Source organism: Paenibacillus sp. HWE-109 (assembly GCF_022163125.1).
In the GTDB taxonomy this organism is placed as follows: domain Bacteria; phylum Bacillota; class Bacilli; order Paenibacillales; family NBRC-103111; genus Paenibacillus_E.
This window is the reverse complement of the sequence record NZ_CP091881.1, coordinates 7337212-7355865: the sequence shown is the minus strand read 5'-3', so window position 1 is coordinate 7355865 and position 18654 is coordinate 7337212. Positions and strand designations below refer to the sequence as shown.

The 18654-nt window shown below is 47.0% G+C and carries 11 protein-coding genes and 3 rRNA genes; all 14 read right to left on the bottom strand.

Features of this window, described 5'->3' with window-relative positions:
* Positions 1-36: 36 nt before the first annotated feature.
* Complete coding sequence (gene pdxT, locus LOZ80_RS31530) at positions 37-618, bottom strand: pyridoxal 5'-phosphate synthase glutaminase subunit PdxT (protein WP_238168289.1); 582 nt, start codon at positions 616-618, stop codon at positions 37-39.
* Positions 618-1499 carry a pyridoxal 5'-phosphate synthase lyase subunit PdxS gene (pdxS, locus tag LOZ80_RS31525; protein WP_079416924.1) on the bottom strand — a complete coding sequence of 294 codons (882 nt, stop codon included), beginning with the start codon at positions 1497-1499 and terminating at the stop codon, positions 618-620. Before pdxS ends, pdxT begins: the two co-directional genes overlap by 1 nt.
* A gap of 154 nt (positions 1500-1653) precedes the next feature.
* Complete coding sequence (locus tag LOZ80_RS31520; protein WP_238168288.1) at positions 1654-3000, bottom strand: D-alanyl-D-alanine carboxypeptidase family protein; 1347 nt, start codon at positions 2998-3000, stop codon at positions 1654-1656.
* A 117-nt stretch (positions 3001-3117) separates the two neighbouring features.
* Positions 3118-4575 (bottom strand): IMP dehydrogenase, encoded by a 1458-nt coding sequence (guaB, locus tag LOZ80_RS31515; RefSeq protein WP_238168287.1) that lies wholly within the window; start codon positions 4573-4575, stop codon positions 3118-3120.
* 162 nt (positions 4576-4737) lie between these two features.
* Positions 4738-5937 carry a putative glycoside hydrolase gene (locus LOZ80_RS31510; protein ID WP_238168286.1) on the bottom strand — a complete coding sequence of 400 codons (1200 nt, stop codon included), beginning with the start codon at positions 5935-5937 and terminating at the stop codon, positions 4738-4740.
* A gap of 103 nt (positions 5938-6040) precedes the next feature.
* Positions 6041-6157 (bottom strand): 5S ribosomal RNA (gene rrf / locus LOZ80_RS31505).
* Positions 6158-6224: 67 nt separating this feature from the next.
* Positions 6225-9139, bottom strand: a 23S ribosomal RNA gene (locus LOZ80_RS31500).
* 197 nt (positions 9140-9336) lie between these two features.
* A 16S ribosomal RNA gene (locus LOZ80_RS31495) occupies positions 9337-10880 on the bottom strand.
* The 16S, 23S and 5S rRNA genes sit together here, the layout of an rRNA operon.
* 429 nt (positions 10881-11309) lie before the next feature.
* Positions 11310-12377, bottom strand: coding sequence for an HD-GYP domain-containing protein (locus LOZ80_RS31490; RefSeq protein ID WP_238168285.1), 1068 nt, complete (start codon positions 12375-12377; stop codon positions 11310-11312).
* An 82-nt stretch (positions 12378-12459) separates the two neighbouring features.
* Positions 12460-14949: a DNA gyrase subunit A gene (gene gyrA, locus LOZ80_RS31485; RefSeq protein WP_238168284.1), complete on the bottom strand. Its 2490-nt coding sequence runs from the start codon at positions 14947-14949 to the stop codon at positions 12460-12462.
* A gap of 46 nt (positions 14950-14995) precedes the next feature.
* Positions 14996-16912 (bottom strand): DNA topoisomerase (ATP-hydrolyzing) subunit B, encoded by a 1917-nt coding sequence (gyrB, locus tag LOZ80_RS31480; protein WP_238168283.1) that lies wholly within the window; start codon positions 16910-16912, stop codon positions 14996-14998.
* Between the two features lie 125 nt (positions 16913-17037).
* Positions 17038-17286, bottom strand: coding sequence for an extracellular matrix regulator RemB (gene remB, locus LOZ80_RS31475; protein WP_189019002.1), 249 nt, complete (start codon positions 17284-17286; stop codon positions 17038-17040).
* A gap of 5 nt (positions 17287-17291) precedes the next feature.
* Positions 17292-18410, bottom strand: coding sequence for a DNA replication/repair protein RecF (gene recF / locus LOZ80_RS31470; RefSeq protein ID WP_189019001.1), 1119 nt, complete (start codon positions 18408-18410; stop codon positions 17292-17294).
* Positions 18411-18438: 28 nt separating this feature from the next.
* Complete coding sequence (yaaA, locus tag LOZ80_RS31465) at positions 18439-18654, bottom strand: S4 domain-containing protein YaaA (RefSeq protein ID WP_189018999.1); 216 nt, start codon at positions 18652-18654, stop codon at positions 18439-18441.

The following is an 18654-nucleotide window of genomic DNA, read 5'->3' as shown; positions in this document are numbered from 1 at the left end:
CCCGGCACATCCGGTGAGTTCAAGGTGCTTGTCCCATTATATATGCTTGCTTTGCTGTACCATATCCAAGAAGTAGCTGTGCAGACGGAAATCATCCGTCAGCTCAGGGTGGAAAGAAGCAGCAAGAAGATGCCCTTGCTGCGCCGCTACGATCTGGCCGTCATACGTAGCCAGAACATCCACATCCGGTCCCACTTTCTCAATCAGTGGGGCGCGAATGAAGACCGCGCGAACGTTCTCGTCGATGCCTTTGATCGGCAGATCCGTCTCAAAGCTTTCGCGTTGACGCCCGAACGCGTTGCGTGCCACCGTAATATCCATCAGCCCAAGATGGGCTTCCGGCTGTCCGGTGATCTCTTTCGCGATCACAATCAGACCTGCGCAGGTACCGAAGATCGGCTTGCCTGCGGCAGAGAAATCCTGCAGCGCTTCGATGAAGCCGTACGTACGCATCAGCTTGCCGATGGTCGTACTTTCTCCACCGGGAAGAATAATGCCATCTAGGTCGGCTAACTGCTCCGTGCGTTTAACTACAACGCCCTCAGCACCCGCCTTCTCAATGCCGCGAATATGCTCCGCTACCGCGCCTTGCAGCGCGAGGACCCCAATCTTCGTCATTACCAGCCGCGCTCCTGCATACGCTCGGAAGCTTGAAGCTTGGAAATTTCGATTCCCTTCATAGGGGTACCGAGGTTTTTGGAAATTTCAGCAATCAATTTATAATCCGTGTAGTGCGTTACCGCTTCTACAATAGCTTTAGCGAATTTCTCAGGGCTGTCCGATTTGAAAATACCGGATCCAACGAATACGCCATCTGAACCCAAGTGCATCATCAACGCAGCATCAGCAGGTGTAGCTACACCGCCAGCCGCGAAGTTAACAACAGGCAATTTGCCTGATTCATGTACTTGCAGCAACAATTCGTAAGGAGCGCCTAAATTCTTAGCTTCAAACATCAGCTCATCCTTGGACATGCCTTGAATTTTGCGAATTTGGCCTTGAATTGTACGCATGTGGCGCACAGCTTCTACGATATTGCCTGTTCCTGGCTCACCTTTGGTACGAAGCATGGATGCACCTTCGCCAATACGACGCAAAGCTTCGCCTAAATCGCGGCAACCACATACGAAAGGAACCGTGAAGTCACGTTTGTTAATGTGGAACACTTCGTCCGCAGGAGTCAGAACTTCACTCTCATCGATATAATCAACGCCCAGAGACTCCAGGACTTTTGCTTCTACAAAATGCCCAATTCTAGCTTTCGCCATAACCGGAATCGAAACAACTCTCATGACATCTTCAACGATTGTTGGATCCGCCATGCGGGATACGCCGCCGGCAGCACGAATGTCAGCAGGTACGCGCTCGAGCGCCATAACTGCAGATGCACCAGCTGCTTCTGCGATTTTTGCTTGTTCAGCATTCATGACGTCCATAATGACGCCGCCTTTTTGCATTTCAGCCATACCTGTTTTAACGCGGGATGTTCCTGTTTCCATTCTTCATTTCCTCCTATACCATTTATAGGGACTTTGACGAAGTCAAAGCCTCCCTACTTCAACAATTTCATGCAGTTCCCTACACGATTCGATAGTAAACTTCTAAACAATCATTTTACATGAAGGGGGAGCATTATACAACCCATTTTCTGGGCTACGAGCCGCCTTTGACCCCTTTAAACATATCGCTGAAGAAGTTTTTGAAGGAGCGGAACAACAGTCGAATCCAACTGCCTTTTTGAACATCGTCATCGGCTATAAGATCAACCGTTTTTTCTTGGCCATTGTAGCTTACTTTTACTTTTCCAAGAGCATCGCCCTTCGTAATCGGAGCCACCAACTTGCTTTCTTCAACCGGTTCCGCTGTTATTGTGAAATCAGTATCTTTCGCGCCTTTTCTGGCGATGAACGTCAGACCTGTTTTGGTCACAAGAGGGACTTGAGTTTGAACGCCTTTCTTAATGTTTACGATTTTCAAAGAATCTATTTGCTGCTTCGCATTAAGGAACGGTTTAATTTCAAAATTATTAAAACCATAGTCGAGCAGCTTCCTTGTTTCGTTAAAACGCTCCGGCTCTGTTTTGGTCCCCATCACAACCGTGATAATACGCATGCCATTCTTTTCGGCAGTTCCTGTGAAGCAGTAACCGGCATCATCGGTTGAACCTGTTTTCAACCCATCCAGCCCTGCATACGCATATTTTTTCAAATTAGTGTTCGTCAGATTGCCTTCCAGCATCCAGTTCCAATTGATCATTGGCGTCTTATCTGTAGGTCTTAGTTTCAAAGATGGGATTTTCGTGAATTCAAGAATTTCCTTATGATCTTTGAGGATATTATAAGCAAGAATAGCCGCATCGCGCGCCGTCATTTTGGTCTCACCCTCAATAGATGCGGGAGGATTTTTGAGATCTGCACGGGAAAGTCCTGTGGCACTAATGAAATGAGCTTTGTCCGACATCCCAAGTTGCTTGGCTTTCTCATTCATCATTTTAGCAAAATTCTCTTCCGTCCCTCCCAGCAATTCAGCAAAAGCCACGGAAGCATCGTTCGCAGAATAGATGGACATCGCATTAAACATATCTTTGAACGTCAGTGTTTCATTTTCAGCAATAAGCTGTCCGGAACCAATAACGTCTGCGGCATTTTTAGTTGCTGTTACAGGGGAATCCCATTTGAACTTGCCTTCTTTAATGCTTTCCATCGCCAAGTACTCTGTCATCATCTTCGCCATACTTGCCGGCGGGAAAGCTTCATCCGCATTCATCTCATAGAGAACTGTGCCTGTGCTTGCTTCCATGACGATTCCAGACTTAGCAGCAATTTTGGGCTCATTGGACGCAGTTGCCGGCGTAGTTGCAGCCGCTGGAGCCGTCGTTGCTGCCGGTGTTTTGGTATCTGCGGCATACGTTGGCTGTATATGTAAAAGTAAGGATTGAGCAATTATACTAACACCTAACACCAAAGCAACCTTTTTCTTTGTAAAACGTAAAAATCTCACAATTTCACTCTCCCTAGCGATATAATGACCGTTTATATTGTAACACACCCCATTAGACAAAAAAAAGAAGACGCAGGTTCAATTCCCACGCCTTTAAATTTTAGCGAATTATGAAACTTACATGGAGTAGTTTGGAGCCTCTTTTGTAATTTGAATATCATGCGGATGGCTCTCTTTCAGACCTGCCCCCGTAATTCGAATAAATTGCGTATCGTGAATCAACTCAGGAATGTTTCTCGCTCCACAATACCCCATACCAGAACGAAGTCCGCCTACCAGTTGATATACAGTATCGGCCATAGGACCTTTGTAAGCTACGCGCCCTTCAATACCTTCGGGAACAAGCTTGCTCTCATTCTCTTGGAAATAGCGGTCTTTACTGCCTTCTTTCATGGCTCCCAAGGAACCCATACCGCGATACACTTTGTATTTACGGCCTTGGAAAATCTCCGATTCTCCCGGGCTCTCATCCGTTCCCGCAAAAAGACTACCAATCATAACGGCGCTAGCTCCAGCCGCGATCGCCTTCACCACATCTCCAGAATACTTGATCCCGCCATCTGCAATGATGGGAACGCCGAATTCTGCCGCAGCTTGCGCGCAATCATAGATTGCCGTAATTTGAGGAACGCCAATCCCCGCGATAACGCGTGTTGTACAGATGGAACCAGGCCCGATGCCTACCTTCACCATCGATGCTCCCGCTTGAATGAGATCGCGAGTACCGTCACCCGTGGCTACATTACCTGCGATAATAGGAAGCTCCGGATATTGGCTTCTTAGCTTTTTAACCGTCTCAGCAATATTAATATGATGGCCGTGCGCGGAATCTACCACGATAACATCAATACCAGCTTTCACAAGCGCAGCAGCGCGTTCAAGGACATCTTTGGAGACACCTACAGCTGCGCCTACCAATAAGCGGCCCTGAGCGTCTTTTGCCGAGTTAGGGAACTGAATAGCCTTCTCAATATCTTTAATCGTAATTAATCCCTTAAGCTCAAAATTATCATCAACCAGCGGCAATTTCTCAATTTTGTGCTTTTGAAGAATACCTTCTGCCTGCTGAAGTGTCGTTCCTACCGGAGCCGTGACCAGATCTTCCTGCGTCATTACTTCCTTGATCTTGATTGAATAATCATGCACAAAACGCAAGTCGCGATTCGTCAGAATCCCTACCAGCTTATTGGCATCATTCACAATCGGCACACCTGAAATCCGATATTTCGCCATTAATTCTTCTGCATCATAGACATGGTGCTCAGGCGTTAGGGAGAAAGGATTCGTAATAACCCCACTCTCCGAACGCTTCACGCGGTCCACATGCTCAGCTTGCAGGTCAATCGTCATATTCTTATGGATGATCCCGATACCCCCCTCACGAGCCATAGCAATAGCAAGCGACGATTCCGTCACTGTATCCATAGCCGAGCTAATAAATGGAATGTTTAATTTCACATGAGGCGCCAGAACTGTTGAAACGTCGATCTCCTTACCGAACACTTCAGATTTTCTCGGCACCAACAACACATCATCAAATGTTAAGCCTTCCTTACCGAACTTGTCTTCCCTCACAACACATATTCCTCCTTAGAACTTTCGATTGGCATCGCTTTTGCCGTAAGCTGCTGCTCATTCATTTTGGTATATGATTGCAATCTTAACAAAAGCCTATTTTTCGTGTCAAGGAAAAGGACCTCTCAGAAGAAACTCATCCCCCTGAATAAGACGATTCCGTTAACGATAGGAGTATATACTGTTGGAGTTCCACAATAAAAATTGTTCTACGCCATGTTCCTTAGCTGCTTTTATTTGCTCTCTCACATCTGCCGCGCCGTAGGTTTTATGAGGCTTTACCCAAGTAGCCGTAAAATCCTGATACCAGGGTCTAATTTCGGCCACCTGGCTAGCCGCTTGCGCTAATTGTTGATTCTTTCCCTTCGCGTCGCTAATCGCTCTGCTAATGATCGCATACGGCTGCAAATCAGGACTCTTGACTCCATAGATGCCGCTAGTATAGTGAGAGGGATAGAGCATTGGCGAAATATAGTTGACCTGCTTGCTGATTTTGGCCCAATCTTGCCCGATTCCCATATCATTGTCTGATGATGTCGTTAAACCGAATACATCGGCTGACAAATACGCCCTTTGTCCAATCTTTTCCTTGGCTCTTTGCAAAAATGATTCGATCACTTGCGCCTTCGTCAACTTATTCGGGTTATCGAATTGAACTTCACTGTCAACTTTCTTCCCATTCTCGGGGAATCTCACGTAGTCGAACTGAATCTCGTCAAAACCCAGCGCAGCTGCTTCCTCCGCTAACTGAATATTATAATCCCACACTTCTTCTTTATAAGGATCTACCCAGGCAATCCCCTTATTATCCTTCCACACACTGCCGGAGTGACTTTTCATCGCTAATTCACTTTTTTTCTTCCCCAAATAGGGATCTTTAAAAACGACAATTCGAGCAATCGAATAAATGTTCTTATCCTTCAGCCTTTGCAGCTTCGCTTTCAAATCATGAATAATGACATGGCTATTCGCTCCAATTTCATTAACTACGGGGATCGTGGAGGGATATGTAACTTGCCCTGAATCATTTTTCACATCAATGACCATCGCATTCAAATCGGTTTGTTCCACCAGCGTTAGGAGCTGCTCGAACTTATTGCCTACAGCTGACCAGGCTGACACGTAAATTCCTTTTACAACCTGCTTCGCTGGTAGCTGCGGCTGTACAGGAGCATCAACAGTCGGTGCTTTCGCAACCGGTAAAGGTGCAGGCAGGGTGTTTCCAAGTTCATTGAGACCTCTCAACGGGTTGGGATCATCTTTGACAGCGTCTATCTTCGCCGAACAACCGCTAATCCCTTGCATCACCAAAAACAACAAAAGAAATGTACCTATCCCTTTCTTGGGTGCTGAACTTTCCATACCAATCCCTCCTCATAGGGCTAGTATGGTTTATTCCACGCTATTGTACTGATGTAAAAAAAAGAGCCTTCTTGGAATTTCTTCCAAAAAGACTCTTATCGTTGCTTGGCAACGTTCTACTCTCCCAGAACCCTGCGGTTCAAGTACCATCGACGCTGGAGGGCTTAACGGTCGTGTTCGAGATGGGAACGCGTGGGTCCCCTCCGCCATCATCACCAAACAGTCAAAGCGTGATTTGCGCCTTGAAAACTAGATACGAAACGTGCGTAAAGTAACATTTAGGTTTATTGGTTAAGCCCTCGACCGATTAGTATTCGTCAGCTGCATACGTTGCCGCACTTCCACCTCGAACCTATCAACCTCGTCGTCTACAAGGGGTCTTACATACTGGGAAATCTCATCTTGAGGGGGGCTTCGCGCTTAGATGCTTTCAGCGCTTATCCCCTCCGTACATAGCTACCCAGCTATGCCTCTGGCGAGACAACTGGTACACCAGCGGTACGTCCATCCCGGTCCTCTCGTACTAAGGACAGCTCCTCTCAAATTTCCTACGCCCGCGACAGATAGGGACCGAACTGTCTCACGACGTTCTGAACCCAGCTCGCGTACCGCTTTAATGGGCGAACAGCCCAACCCTTGGGACCTACTTCAGCCCCAGGATGCGATGAGCCGACATCGAGGTGCCAAACCTCCCCGTCGATGTGGACTCTTGGGGGAGATAAGCCTGTTATCCCCAGGGTAGCTTTTATCCGTTGAGCGATGGCCCTTCCATTCGGTACCACCGGATCACTAAGTCCGACTTTCGTCCCTGCTCGACTTGTAGGTCTCGCAGTCAAGCTCCCTTATGCCTTTGCACTCTGCGAATGATTTCCAACCATTCTGAGGGAACCTTTAAACGCCTCCGTTACATTTTAGGAGGCGACCGCCCCAGTCAAACTGCCCACCTGACACTGTCCCCATACCGGATCACGGTACCAGGTTAGAACTCCGATACGATCAGGGTGGTATCCCAACGGCGCCTCCACCCAAGCTGGCGCTCAGGCTTCAAAGGCTCCCACCTATCCTGTACAGATCGTACCAAAGTCCAATATCAAGCTGCAGTAAAGCTCCATGGGGTCTTTCCGTCTTGTCGCGGGTAACCTGCATCTTCACAGGTATTAAAATTTCACCGGATCTCTCGTTGAGACAGCGCCCAAGTCGTTACGCCATTCGTGCGGGTCAGAATTTACCTGACAAGGAATTTCGCTACCTTAGGACCGTTATAGTTACGGCCGCCGTTTACTGGGGCTTCAATTCATAGCTTCGGGTTGCCCCTAACCACTCCTCTTAACCTTCCAGCACCGGGCAGGCGTCAGCCCGTATACTTCGCCTTGCGGCTTCGCACAGACCTGTGTTTTTGCTAAACAGTCGCTTGGGCCTTTTCACTGCGGCCCCCTCGGGCTATTCACCCTACCGAGGCACCCCTTCTCCCGAAGTTACGGGGTCATTTTGCCGAGTTCCTTAACGAGAGTTCTTCCGCGCGCCTTAGAATTCTCTTCTCACCCACCTGTGTCGGTTTGCGGTACGGGCACCTTCGCCTGGCTAGAAGCTTTTCTTGGCAGTGTGAAATCATGACCTACGGTACTTAAAGTTTCCCTCCCCATCACAGCCCAGCCTTACGATGTGCGGATTTGCCTACACATCAGCCTCACTGCTTGGACAGACATCCATCAGTCTGCGTCACTATCCTTCTGCGTCACTCCATTGCTCATAACGGCTACGGTGGTACAGGAATTTCCACCTGTTGTCCATCGACTACGCCTTTCGGCCTCGCCTTAGGTCCCGACTTACCCTGAGCGGACGAGCCTTCCTCAGGAACCCTTAGGTTTTCGGCGGATCAGATTCTCACTGATCTTTTCGTTACTTATACCGGCATTCTCACTTGTATGCGCTCCACCTGTCCTTACGGTCAGAATTCAACGTACATACAACGCTCCCCTACCCATGCACAAAGTGCAAGCCATAGCTTCGGTGGCGTGTTTAGCCCCGTTACATTTTCGGCGCAGAGTCACTCGACCAGTGAGCTATTACGCACTCTTTCAATGGTGGCTGCTTCTAAGCCAACATCCTGGTTGTCTGTGCAACTCCACATCCTTTCCCACTTAACACACACTTGGGGACCTTAGCTGATGGTCTGGGCTGTTTCCCTTTTGACAATGGATCTTAGCACTCACTGTCTGACTCCCGGAATAAAGTTTGTGGCATTCAGAGTTTGACTGGACTTGGTAACCCTTGGCGGGCCCCGCACCCAATCAGTGCTTTACCTCCACAACTCATCTTCCGAGGCTAGCCCTAAAGCTATTTCGGGGAGAACCAGCTATCTCCGAGTTCGATTGGAATTTCTCCGCTACCCCCACCTCATCCCCGCATTTTTCAACATGCGTGGGTTCGGGCCTCCAGTGAGTGTTACCTCACCTTCACCCTGGACAGGGGTAGATCACACGGTTTCGGGTCTACGTCCACGTACTAAAGCGCCCTATTCAGACTCGCTTTCGCTGCGGCTCCGTCTCTTCGACTTAACCTCGCACGGGAACGTAACTCGCCGGTTCATTCTACAAAAGGCACGCCATCACCCATAAAGAGGGCTCTGACTTTTTGTAAGCACACGGTTTCAGGTTCTTTTTCACTCCGCTTCCGCGGTGCTTTTCACCTTTCCCTCACGGTACTGCTTCACTATCGGTCACTAGGGAGTATTTAGCCTTGGCAGATGGTCCTGCCGGATTCCGACGGGGTTTCACGTGACCCGCCGTACTCAGGATACCTCTAGGGATTTCGTTCGATTTGGGCTACAGGGCTTTTACCTTCTATGCCGGACCTTTCCAGATCACTTCGCCTATCGAACTAACCCCATGTCGAGGTCCTACAACCCCAAGGAGCAAGCTCCTTGGTTTGGGCTATTCCGCTTTCGCTCGCCGCTACTGACGGAATCACTTTTGTTTTCTTTTCCTCCAGGTACTTAGATGTTTCAGTTCCCTGGGTATGCCTCCAACGTAGCTATGTATTCACTACGTGGTAACTGCGCATTACCACAGCTGGGTTCCCCCATTCGGACATCCCCGGATCAAAGCCTGCTTACGGCTCCCCGAGGCATTTCGTCGTTCGCCACGTCCTTCTTCGGCTCCTAGTGCCTAGGCATCCTCCGTGTGCTCTTTCTAGCTTAACCTAGAAAAAACTTTAAAGATTTTTGTGCAACCCGAAGGTTAACACAACCTAAGTTCTTACTTTACGTTTCATTTCGTTATCTAGTTTTCAAGGAACAATGTTGAAGGTAAATTCATCCTTCAAAACTGAACACGAGTGAGTAAGCGATTGTGTATCCGAAGATACTTGACTGGATCTATCAGATCCGAGTCTCCATAGAAAGGAGGTGATCCAGCCGCACCTTCCGATACGGCTACCTTGTTACGACTTCACCCCAATCATCTACCCCACCTTCGGCGGCTGGCTCCCTTGCGGGTTACCCCACCGACTTCGGGTGTTGTAAACTCTCGTGGTGTGACGGGCGGTGTGTACAAGACCCGGGAACGTATTCACCGCGGCATGCTGATCCGCGATTACTAGCAATTCCGACTTCATGCAGGCGAGTTGCAGCCTGCAATCCGAACTGAGATCGGCTTATAAGGATTCGCTCCGCCTCGCGGCTTCGCTTCCCGTTGTACCGACCATTGTAGTACGTGTGTAGCCCAGGTCATAAGGGGCATGATGATTTGACGTCATCCCCACCTTCCTCCGGTTTGTCACCGGCAGTCATCTTAGAGTGCCCACCCGAAGTGCTGGCAACTAAGATCAAGGGTTGCGCTCGTTGCGGGACTTAACCCAACATCTCACGACACGAGCTGACGACAACCATGCACCACCTGTCTTGGGTGCTCCGAAGAGGGGCACTATCTCTAGTGCTTACACCCAGATGTCAAGACCTGGTAAGGTTCTTCGCGTTGCTTCGAATTAAACCACATACTCCACTGCTTGTGCGGGTCCCCGTCAATTCCTTTGAGTTTCACTCTTGCGAGCGTACTCCCCAGGCGGCATACTTACTGTGTTAACTTCGGCACCGAGAAATCGAATCCCCGACACCTAGTATGCATCGTTTACGGCGTGGACTACCAGGGTATCTAATCCTGTTTGCTCCCCACGCTTTCGCGCCTCAGCGTCAGTTATAGGCCAGAAAGTCGCCTTCGCCACTGGTGTTCCTCCACATCTCTACGCATTTCACCGCTACACGTGGAATTCCACTTTCCTCTCCTACACTCAAGTTCACCAGTTTTGGATGCGAACCGGGGTTGAGCCCCGGGCTTAAACACCCAACTTAATGAACCGCCTGCGCGCGCTTTACGCCCAATAATTCCGGACAACGCTTGCCCCCTACGTATTACCGCGGCTGCTGGCACGTAGTTAGCCGGGGCTTTCTTCTCCTATACCGTCACACACAAGGCAGTTACTCCTCATGCTGTTCGTCTAGGGCAACAGAGCTTTACGATCCGAAAACCTTCATCACTCACGCGGCGTTGCTCCGTCAGACTTGCGTCCATTGCGGAAGATTCCCTACTGCTGCCTCCCGTAGGAGTCTGGGCCGTGTCTCAGTCCCAGTGTGGCCGTTCACCCTCTCAGGTCGGCTACGCATCGTCGCCTTGGTGAGCCGTTACCTCACCAACTAGCTAATGCGCCGCAGGCCCATCTACCAGCCACAGATTGCTCCGTGTTTCATAATTCTCTCATGCGAGAAAACCAGTTATCCGGTCTTAGCTATCGTTTCCGATAGTTATCCCGATCTGATAGGCAGGTTACCTACGTGTTACTCACCCGTCCGCCGCTAACTTGTCCCCGAAGGAACAAATCCGCTCGACTTGCATGTATTAGGCACGCCGCCAGCGTTCGTCCTGAGCCAGGATCAAACTCTCCATAGTAGTGGATGATTACTCATCCATATATCTGAAAGCTGAAATGCTCATTGACTTGCTAGCGAGATTTTGCAATCTCTTTTTGAACGATTTCTCGTTCGTGCTTACTCACTCGTTGTTCAGTTTTCAAAGATCAATGTCTTCCATATTCATCCTTCGCCCCTCAAAGGCGACTTGATCAATATACCACATCAGCCTATTCGATTGCAAGAACTTTTTTTAATTTCTTTCGTTCTTTTCGTTCGACCGCCGAAGCGACAAGGAGTAATATAACAAATCCTACTAAGGAATGCAAGCTTTTCTTTGTTATTTTTTAATAATCGGAATAACCTGACCTGCAATAGGTTCTACAACACTTTCAAGCAACTCCAACATTAATTCCTTATATAAAAAAATCCCCCTACAGAAAGGGGGACGAGATCAAGCATTTATCCATTAAATATGTCCGATGACGTCCTGGATGAACAGATTTCTTTCTAGCGTCAAGTTGACTATCGTTCCGTTCACATTAACCCAAGGCCGCGTAGGATAAGCTCGATCTGAGAAAATAATCTCCCCTATACGATTATCGCTCAACTTAACCAAGGTACCATTACTGATCTGAGTAGATTTGTTTATAAATACTTGGACTAGTGTTGGGTCCACTTTGCCGAATGAATCCGTGAAGAGCTGCTCAAGAACAATATAGGGCGACAAGGCCGTCTTGTGGAAACGTTCATTCGTCATAGCGTTATAGATGTCAGCAATAGCAACAATTTTGGCGTACATATGAATCTTGTCGCCTTTAATTCCTAAAGGATAACCGGAGCCATCCTCACGCTCGTGATGCTGTACGGCCGTTAGTTTCACACCTTCATTGATGCCGGAGATGTTTTTAAGAATCTGATAGCCAATAAGTGTGTGCTGCTTAATTTCATCCATCTCAACATCTGTTAGACGGCCCTTCTTCTCCAGAATAGCGGGATCAACCCTGGACGTGCCTATGTCATGCAGCAGGCCGGCTAACCCAATTTGCACCAAATCCTTCTGTGGGAGCCCGTGCCATCGTGCTAGTGAGTAGGAAGTTAAACTGACCATAATGCTTTTATGAAAAATATAGTCCTGCAGATTACGGTTCTTTGGCGCAAACGTAAGTACCTTATAAGCATCAATGTGCTGGATGAGTGCTTCGAGTGCATTGCGAATATCTAGAATAGGGATGGGTTGTCCGCCATTGGCAAGAAGGAACACGCTTCTAAGCAACTTCAACATATTCTGATATTCAATTTGAAAGGGAGAGGTAGTCGTAGTTTCCTTCAATTTCGTTTCTTCTACCGTGTCTTCGGTTTCATTGCCATTTTTAGATTCAATAAAGACAGACGAAATCAGAAATGCTTTGAGAATTTCAATATCTCGATCATTTATCAGTTTCCCTTTATTAAAAAGGACATTCCCTAATTTCGTTATTACGTTATCGCCTAATTTTTCACCATATTTTAATTGCGAAACGGCTACCGTCGGCACGATTACTCACTCACCTTAACTTGTCGTATTACTACTCATTGTAAAGTAAAAGGGATGGGTTTGTAAGCCCCATCCCCACATTTTATTCTTCTGAATCTGCTGCTTCTGATTCTTCCCAATCGCCGTCTTCTTCGTTCTCGTTCTGCTCTTCATTCTTCTGCACACGAGCCAAAGTTCCGACTTCATCGTCTTCACGGATATTGATTAGGCGCACACCTTGTGTATTACGACCCATGACAGAAATACCGTCCATACTTGTTCGAATGACAGTACCTAATGCAGTGATAATCATTAGATCTTCATCTTCTTGTACGACTTTAAGTCCGACAACAGCACCGTTTTTATCTGTAACGTTCAGCGTTTTGATCCCTTTACCGCCACGGGACTGGATGCGATATTCAGAAACAGGTGTTCGTTTACCGAAACCTTTTGCCGTCACAATGAGTACACTGTTGTCTTCATGGACAACATCCATATCAATTACGGCATCCTCATCATCCAGTTGTATCCCTTTGACCCCTGTAGCAGATCTGCCCATGGAACGCACGTCTTGCTCTGGGAAGTGGATAGACATACCTAGCTTGGTCCCCATGATAATACCCTGGTTGCCGTCGGTTAGCTTAACTCCAATGAGATCATCATCTTCACGCAAGTTGATAGCAATTAAGCCACCCTTACGAATATTTGAGTAATCGTCGATCGGCGTTTTCTTCACAACACCTTGCTTCGTTGCAAAGAATAGGTACTGCTCCGTTTCGAAGCTTTCGACCGGAATGACCGCATTCACCGTCTCGCCTTGCTCAATCTGGATTAAGTTAATAATTGGTGTTCCCCGAGCTGTCCGACTCAAATCCGGAATCTCGTAAGCTTTCAGACGGTACACTTTCCCCTTGTTCGTAAAGAACAACAGATAGTGATGCGTATTGGTTACGAACAAGTGTTCCACGAAGTCATTGTCTTTGGTATCCATACCCACAATGCCTCGTCCGCCACGCTTCTGATTCCGATACGTCGTAACCGGTAGACGCTTAATATAGCCCGTATGTGTGATCGTGATAACGACATCTTCACGCGGAATAAGGTCTTCATCTTCGATGCTTTCCTCGCCAACCGTGATTTCGGAACGTCGCTCGTCACCGAATTTCTCTTTGATTTCATTCAATTCTTCGCTAATGATGGCCAAGATCAGCTGCTCATCAGCAAGAATCGCTTTAAGCTCAGCGATTTTCTTCATAAGTTCCGCGTACTCAGCTTCGATCTTCTCACGCTCTAAACCAGTTAAGCGCTGTAGGCGCATATCCAGAATAGCTTGAGCTTGATCCAGGCTCAGATGGAACGTAGACATGAGTCCTTCTCTAGCTTCATCCGTTGTTCTGGAAGCACGAATCAATGCAATCACTTGATCCAAGTGGTCAAGAGCAATGCGCAGACCTTCTAGGATATGCGCGCGTGCTTCCGCTTTGCGCAAATCATATTCCGTTCTGCGACGGATAACTTCTTGTTGATGCTTGAGGTAATAGTGCAGCATCTCGCGAAGATTCAGTACTCTTGGCTCGCCATTAACTAGCGCTAGCATAATAATACCGAAGTTCGACTGCATCGCTGTTTGTTTGAACAAGTTGTTCAGAACAACATTCGGATTGACGTCGCGACGAAGCTCAATAACAACCCGCATCCCGTTGCGATCGGACTCATCTCTAAGATCCGTGATACCGTCAATTTTCTTCTCACGAACAAGCTCCGCAATTTTTTCAACGAGTCTGGCTTTATTTACTTGATATGGCAGCTCATTCACGATGATTCTAGCTTTGTTATTATTTTCCTCGATAACAGTTCTAGCACGCATCGTAACGGAACCTCTGCCTGTTTGATAGGCTTGTCTGATTCCTTCACGGCCCAAAATAAAGCCAGCCGTTGGGAAATCCGGTCCTTTAATAACTTGCATCAGCTCAAGGGGCGTAATCTCTGGATTCTGAATCATCAACTGGATGCCTTCAATGACCTCACGCAGGTTATGCGGCGGGATGTTCGTTGCCATCCCAACCGCAATCCCTGAACTCCCGTTCACCAATAAGTTTGGAAAACGGGAAGGAAGAACGACCGGCTCATTTTCTTCGCCGTCATAGTTAGGCTTGTAGTCGATAGTTTCTCTGTTAATATCCCGAAGGAGCTCCATAGCAATCTTCGACAGACGAGCCTCCGTATAACGCATAGCTGCTGCCATATCACCATCGATCGATCCAAAGTTACCATGGCCATCAACAAGCATATAACGAAGTGAGAAGTCTTGCGCCATCCGAACCATCGTTTCATACACAGCCGTATCGCCATGCGGATGGTACTTACCGATAACTTCGCCAACGATTCTCGCTGATTTCTTATGTGGTTTATCTGGAGACATCCCCAGCTCAGACATCGCAAACAAGATACGACGATGAACCGGCTTCAGGCCGTCTCTTACATCTGGCAGTGCACGACTGACAATGATACTCATCGCATAGTCTAAGAAGGATGTACGCATTTCGGTCGAAATGTCAATTTCTTTGACTTGCGAATGTAATTCTTCGCTCATGAATGTTCCTCCTGAAAGCTTACATCGTTAGCAACGTCTGGGACGTTTAGATATCTAGATTTTTCACATACTTAGCGTGTTCCTCAATGAAATCTCTTCGAGGCTCTACATTGTCGCCCATCAAAGAATCAAAAAGTGTATCTGCTTCGATCGCGTCTTCGATCGTTACTTGCAAGAATGTACGGCTTTCCGGATCCATTGTCGTTTCCCATAACTGCTCCGGATTCATTTCACCCAGTCCTTTATAACGCTGTACATTGACTTTGGCGCCTTCACCAAATTCTTGCATAATGGTTTCTCTTTGCTTCTCGTTATAAGCATATCGAACCGTTTTGTTGCGCTCCAATTTGAAAAGAGGGGGCTGCGCAATATACACATAACCGGTTTCGATTAACTTTTTCATGTACCGGTAGAAGAAAGTGAGCAGCAGTGTACGAATATGCGCTCCATCGACGTCGGCATCGGTCATAATAATAATTTTGTGATAACGCGCTTTGGCAATATCGAAATCATCACTGATCCCTGTACCGAAAGCTGTAATCATTGCGCGAATCTCGGTATTGGACAAAATACGATCCAATCGCGCTTTCTCTACGTTCAAGATTTTTCCGCGAAGCGGCAGAATGGCTTGGAAGTGACGATCACGTCCTTGCTTAGCTGAACCACCTGCGGAGTCACCTTCTACGATATAAATTTCACTTATCGAAGCATCTTTGGAGGAGCAATCTGCTAGTTTACCTGGCAGGGCGCTGACTTCTAATGCACTTTTGCGACGTGTAAGCTCTCTCGCTTTGCGAGCTGCTTCTCTGGCTCTTGCGGCCTGAATACCTTTTTCAAGGATCTTCTTCGCTGTTGCCGGATTTTCTTCCATGAATTCTTGCAATTTCTCTGCAAATAGAGACTCTACGATACCACGAACTTCACTATTTCCTAGTTTGGTCTTCGTTTGACCCTCGAATTGAGGCTCCGGAATTTTCACAGAAATAATAGCGGCAAGGCCTTCACGCACATCATCTCCGGAAAGGTTCGAATCACTTTCTTTCAAGGAATTGCTCTTGCGGGCATAATCGTTCAAAATCCGCGTTAATGCGCTTTTGAAACCAGATTCGTGCGTACCGCCCTCATGGGTATTGATATTATTGGCGAAAGAGTAAATATTCTCCGTATAGCTGTCGTTGTACTGAAGTGCGATCTCAATGGAGATATTATCCTTGGATCCCTCCACATAGATCGGCGTTTCATTAACGACTTCCCGGTTACGGTTTAAATGCTGAACGAAGGAAACAATTCCGCCCTCATACATGTGTGTATTTGAAGTATCCGTACGTTCATCAATTAGATTAATTTCAATGCCTTTGTTCAAGAAGGCCAGCTCGCGAATCCTGGATTGCAGAATATCGTAATCATACTCAACGGTTTCTTTGAAAATCTCCGGATCTGGCTGGAACGTCACTTGTGTACCGGTTTCTTCTGTTTCACCAATGACTTTCACGTCATATTGCGGCGCACCGCGGCGATACTCTTGTTCATGAATTTTGCCCTCACGCTTAACTTGAACCGTCAGCAGCTCAGACAAGGCATTAACAACAGAGATACCTACACCATGGAGACCCCCCGATACTTTATAGCCGGAATCATCCCCACCAAATTTACCGCCTGCATGAAGAACCGTTAGAACAACTTCCAAAGTCGGACGTTTCAACTTCGCATTCTCACCAACCGGAATACCACGACCATTATCAATAACGGTGACACTATTATTCTTGTGTACTATGACATCAATCTTCGTACAGAAGCCGGCTAATGCCTCATCGATACTATTGTCGACGACTTCCCAGACGAGATGATGAAGTCCACGTGCACTGGTCGAACCTATGTACATCCCCGGCCGTTTACGAACCGCCTCTAAACCTTCCAGTACCTGAATCTGACTGTCATCGTATGCATTTTGATTCACAGACATGTTAATCTCCACCTGCTTTTTTATAGTGAGATAACCCTCTAGCGATGCAATTGATGCTTATCACTGCGCGTAGAGGAAGTTTTGTTTCGCCAATGAACACAATTCCGCTTTCATTGGCTCCAACCTTAGTTCGTTAATAACTGGTGTGCTCGTTTCTTGAGCGTAGTTGAGGAAATGGGGGAATAATACACTTTCCCTTTGGTAACAACGAGGGATTTACATTCCTCTTCCCCGATTTTCTCGGTTTTTTTATCCTTTACAGCTTGCTGAATGAATTGTTTCGATATTTTGGACGACTTCTCGATCGAGATATCGAAAATAGCAATCAGTTCGGAAGCTCTAATAATTTTCTCGCCACCCAAATGAATAAACATGCTTCTCAGCTCCTGCCACTTACATTTCCTTTCAACACATGAAACACAGAAGCATGATCCAGTTGGTCCAAATGAACGCTTTCCAGACCTGTTGTGGTAATAAACGTTTGGACTTTCTGCTGAAACGTACGGATCAATTGTGTCTGTCTATATTCGTCAAGCTCTGAAAGCACATCATCAAGTAATAAAAGGGGATATTCGCCGACTTCCTCATGAATCAGCTCAATCTCCGCAAGTTTAAGGGATAATGCGGTTGTTCGCTGCTGTCCTTGAGAACCGTACGTTTGGACTTCTTTATCGTTGATGTAAAAAAGAAGATCATCGCGATGAGGGCCCACTAACGTAACGCCTCTTCGAAATTCCTGATCTCTGACCAATGATAACTTTATCATAAATTGGTTTAATAAAACAGATTCATCTTCAAACGGCTCAATGTCAAAAGAAGGGGCATAGCGAATAAGAAGGTCTTCGCTGTCATTTGTAATCCCTCGATGGATGGTCTCTGCCCATTGTTGCAGCTTCTTAATAAAGCTTTGACGCTTTTTCATGATTTTAACACCATACTGTGCTAATTGTTCGTTCCAGATGTCCAACATGGCGTCCGGCGTGCTTTTTCCGGGATACGATTGTTTTAAATAATTGTTCCGCTGGAGCAGAATTTTCTGATATTGCGACAGATCATACAGATAGGAGGGCTGTACCTGGCCAATCTCCATGTCTAAAAAGCGCCGCCTTACACCTGGCGTTCCTTTGACAATTTCCAAATCCTCCGGAGCAAACATCACCACGTTGAGAGCTCCAATGAAATTGCTCAATTTTTTTTGCTCGAGTCCATTGATCTTGGCTTTCTTACCTTTGTTCGAAATTGCTAGATCCAGTTTGCAGCTGCCGTATCGCTTCTGAATTTCTGCATGCAGCTGTGTCTGTTCTCCGTTCCAGCCAATTAATTCTTTATCCTGGTGGGTCCGGTGTGATTTCGTCATCGCTAAGACATAGATGGATTCCAACAGATTCGTCTTCCCTTGCGCGTTGGGTCCAACGAAAATATTCACGTTGTTTTCAGTCGTTATTTCAATTTCGTCATAATTGCGATAATGACGGAGTGCAAGTCTATTTAAGAACATGAGTGGTCATCCTCCTGGGTTAATCCGATCAGGAGCTAACGACTTCGAATTGTCCGAAACCCTCCACTGTCACCACATCTTGCGGAACGAGTTTCCGTCCTCTGCGATTTTCTGCCTGCCCGTTTACTTCAATTTTGGTATCCACAACGAAAAATTTAGCTTGTCCACCTGTGGATATACAGTCCGATAATTTTAGAAATTGTCCTAGCGTAATGTAATCCGTCTTAATTCCGATCTGTTTCAT

What these genes read in the sequence shown, in the direction of transcription:
- gyrB (WP_238168283.1), bottom strand. Translation starts at nt 16,912, where the DNA reads ATGTCTGTGAATCAAAATGCATACGATGACAGTCAGATTCAGGTACTG.
- recF (WP_189019001.1), bottom strand. Translation starts at nt 18,410, where the DNA reads ATGTTCTTAAATAGACTTGCACTCCGTCATTATCGCAATTATGACGAA.
- gyrA (WP_238168284.1), bottom strand. Translation starts at nt 14,949, where the DNA reads ATGAGCGAAGAATTACATTCGCAAGTCAAAGAAATTGACATTTCGACC.
- pdxT (WP_238168289.1), bottom strand. Translation starts at nt 618, where the DNA reads ATGACGAAGATTGGGGTCCTCGCGCTGCAAGGCGCGGTAGCGGAGCAT.
- pdxS (WP_079416924.1), bottom strand. Translation starts at nt 1,499, where the DNA reads ATGGAAACAGGAACATCCCGCGTTAAAACAGGTATGGCTGAAATGCAA.
- LOZ80_RS31510 (WP_238168286.1), bottom strand. Translation starts at nt 5,937, where the DNA reads ATGGAAAGTTCAGCACCCAAGAAAGGGATAGGTACATTTCTTTTGTTG.
- yaaA (WP_189018999.1), bottom strand. Translation starts at nt 18,654, where the DNA reads ATGAAACAGATCGGAATTAAGACGGATTACATTACGCTAGGACAATTT.
- remB (WP_189019002.1), bottom strand. Translation starts at nt 17,286, where the DNA reads ATGTTTATTCATTTGGGTGGCGAGAAAATTATTAGAGCTTCCGAACTG.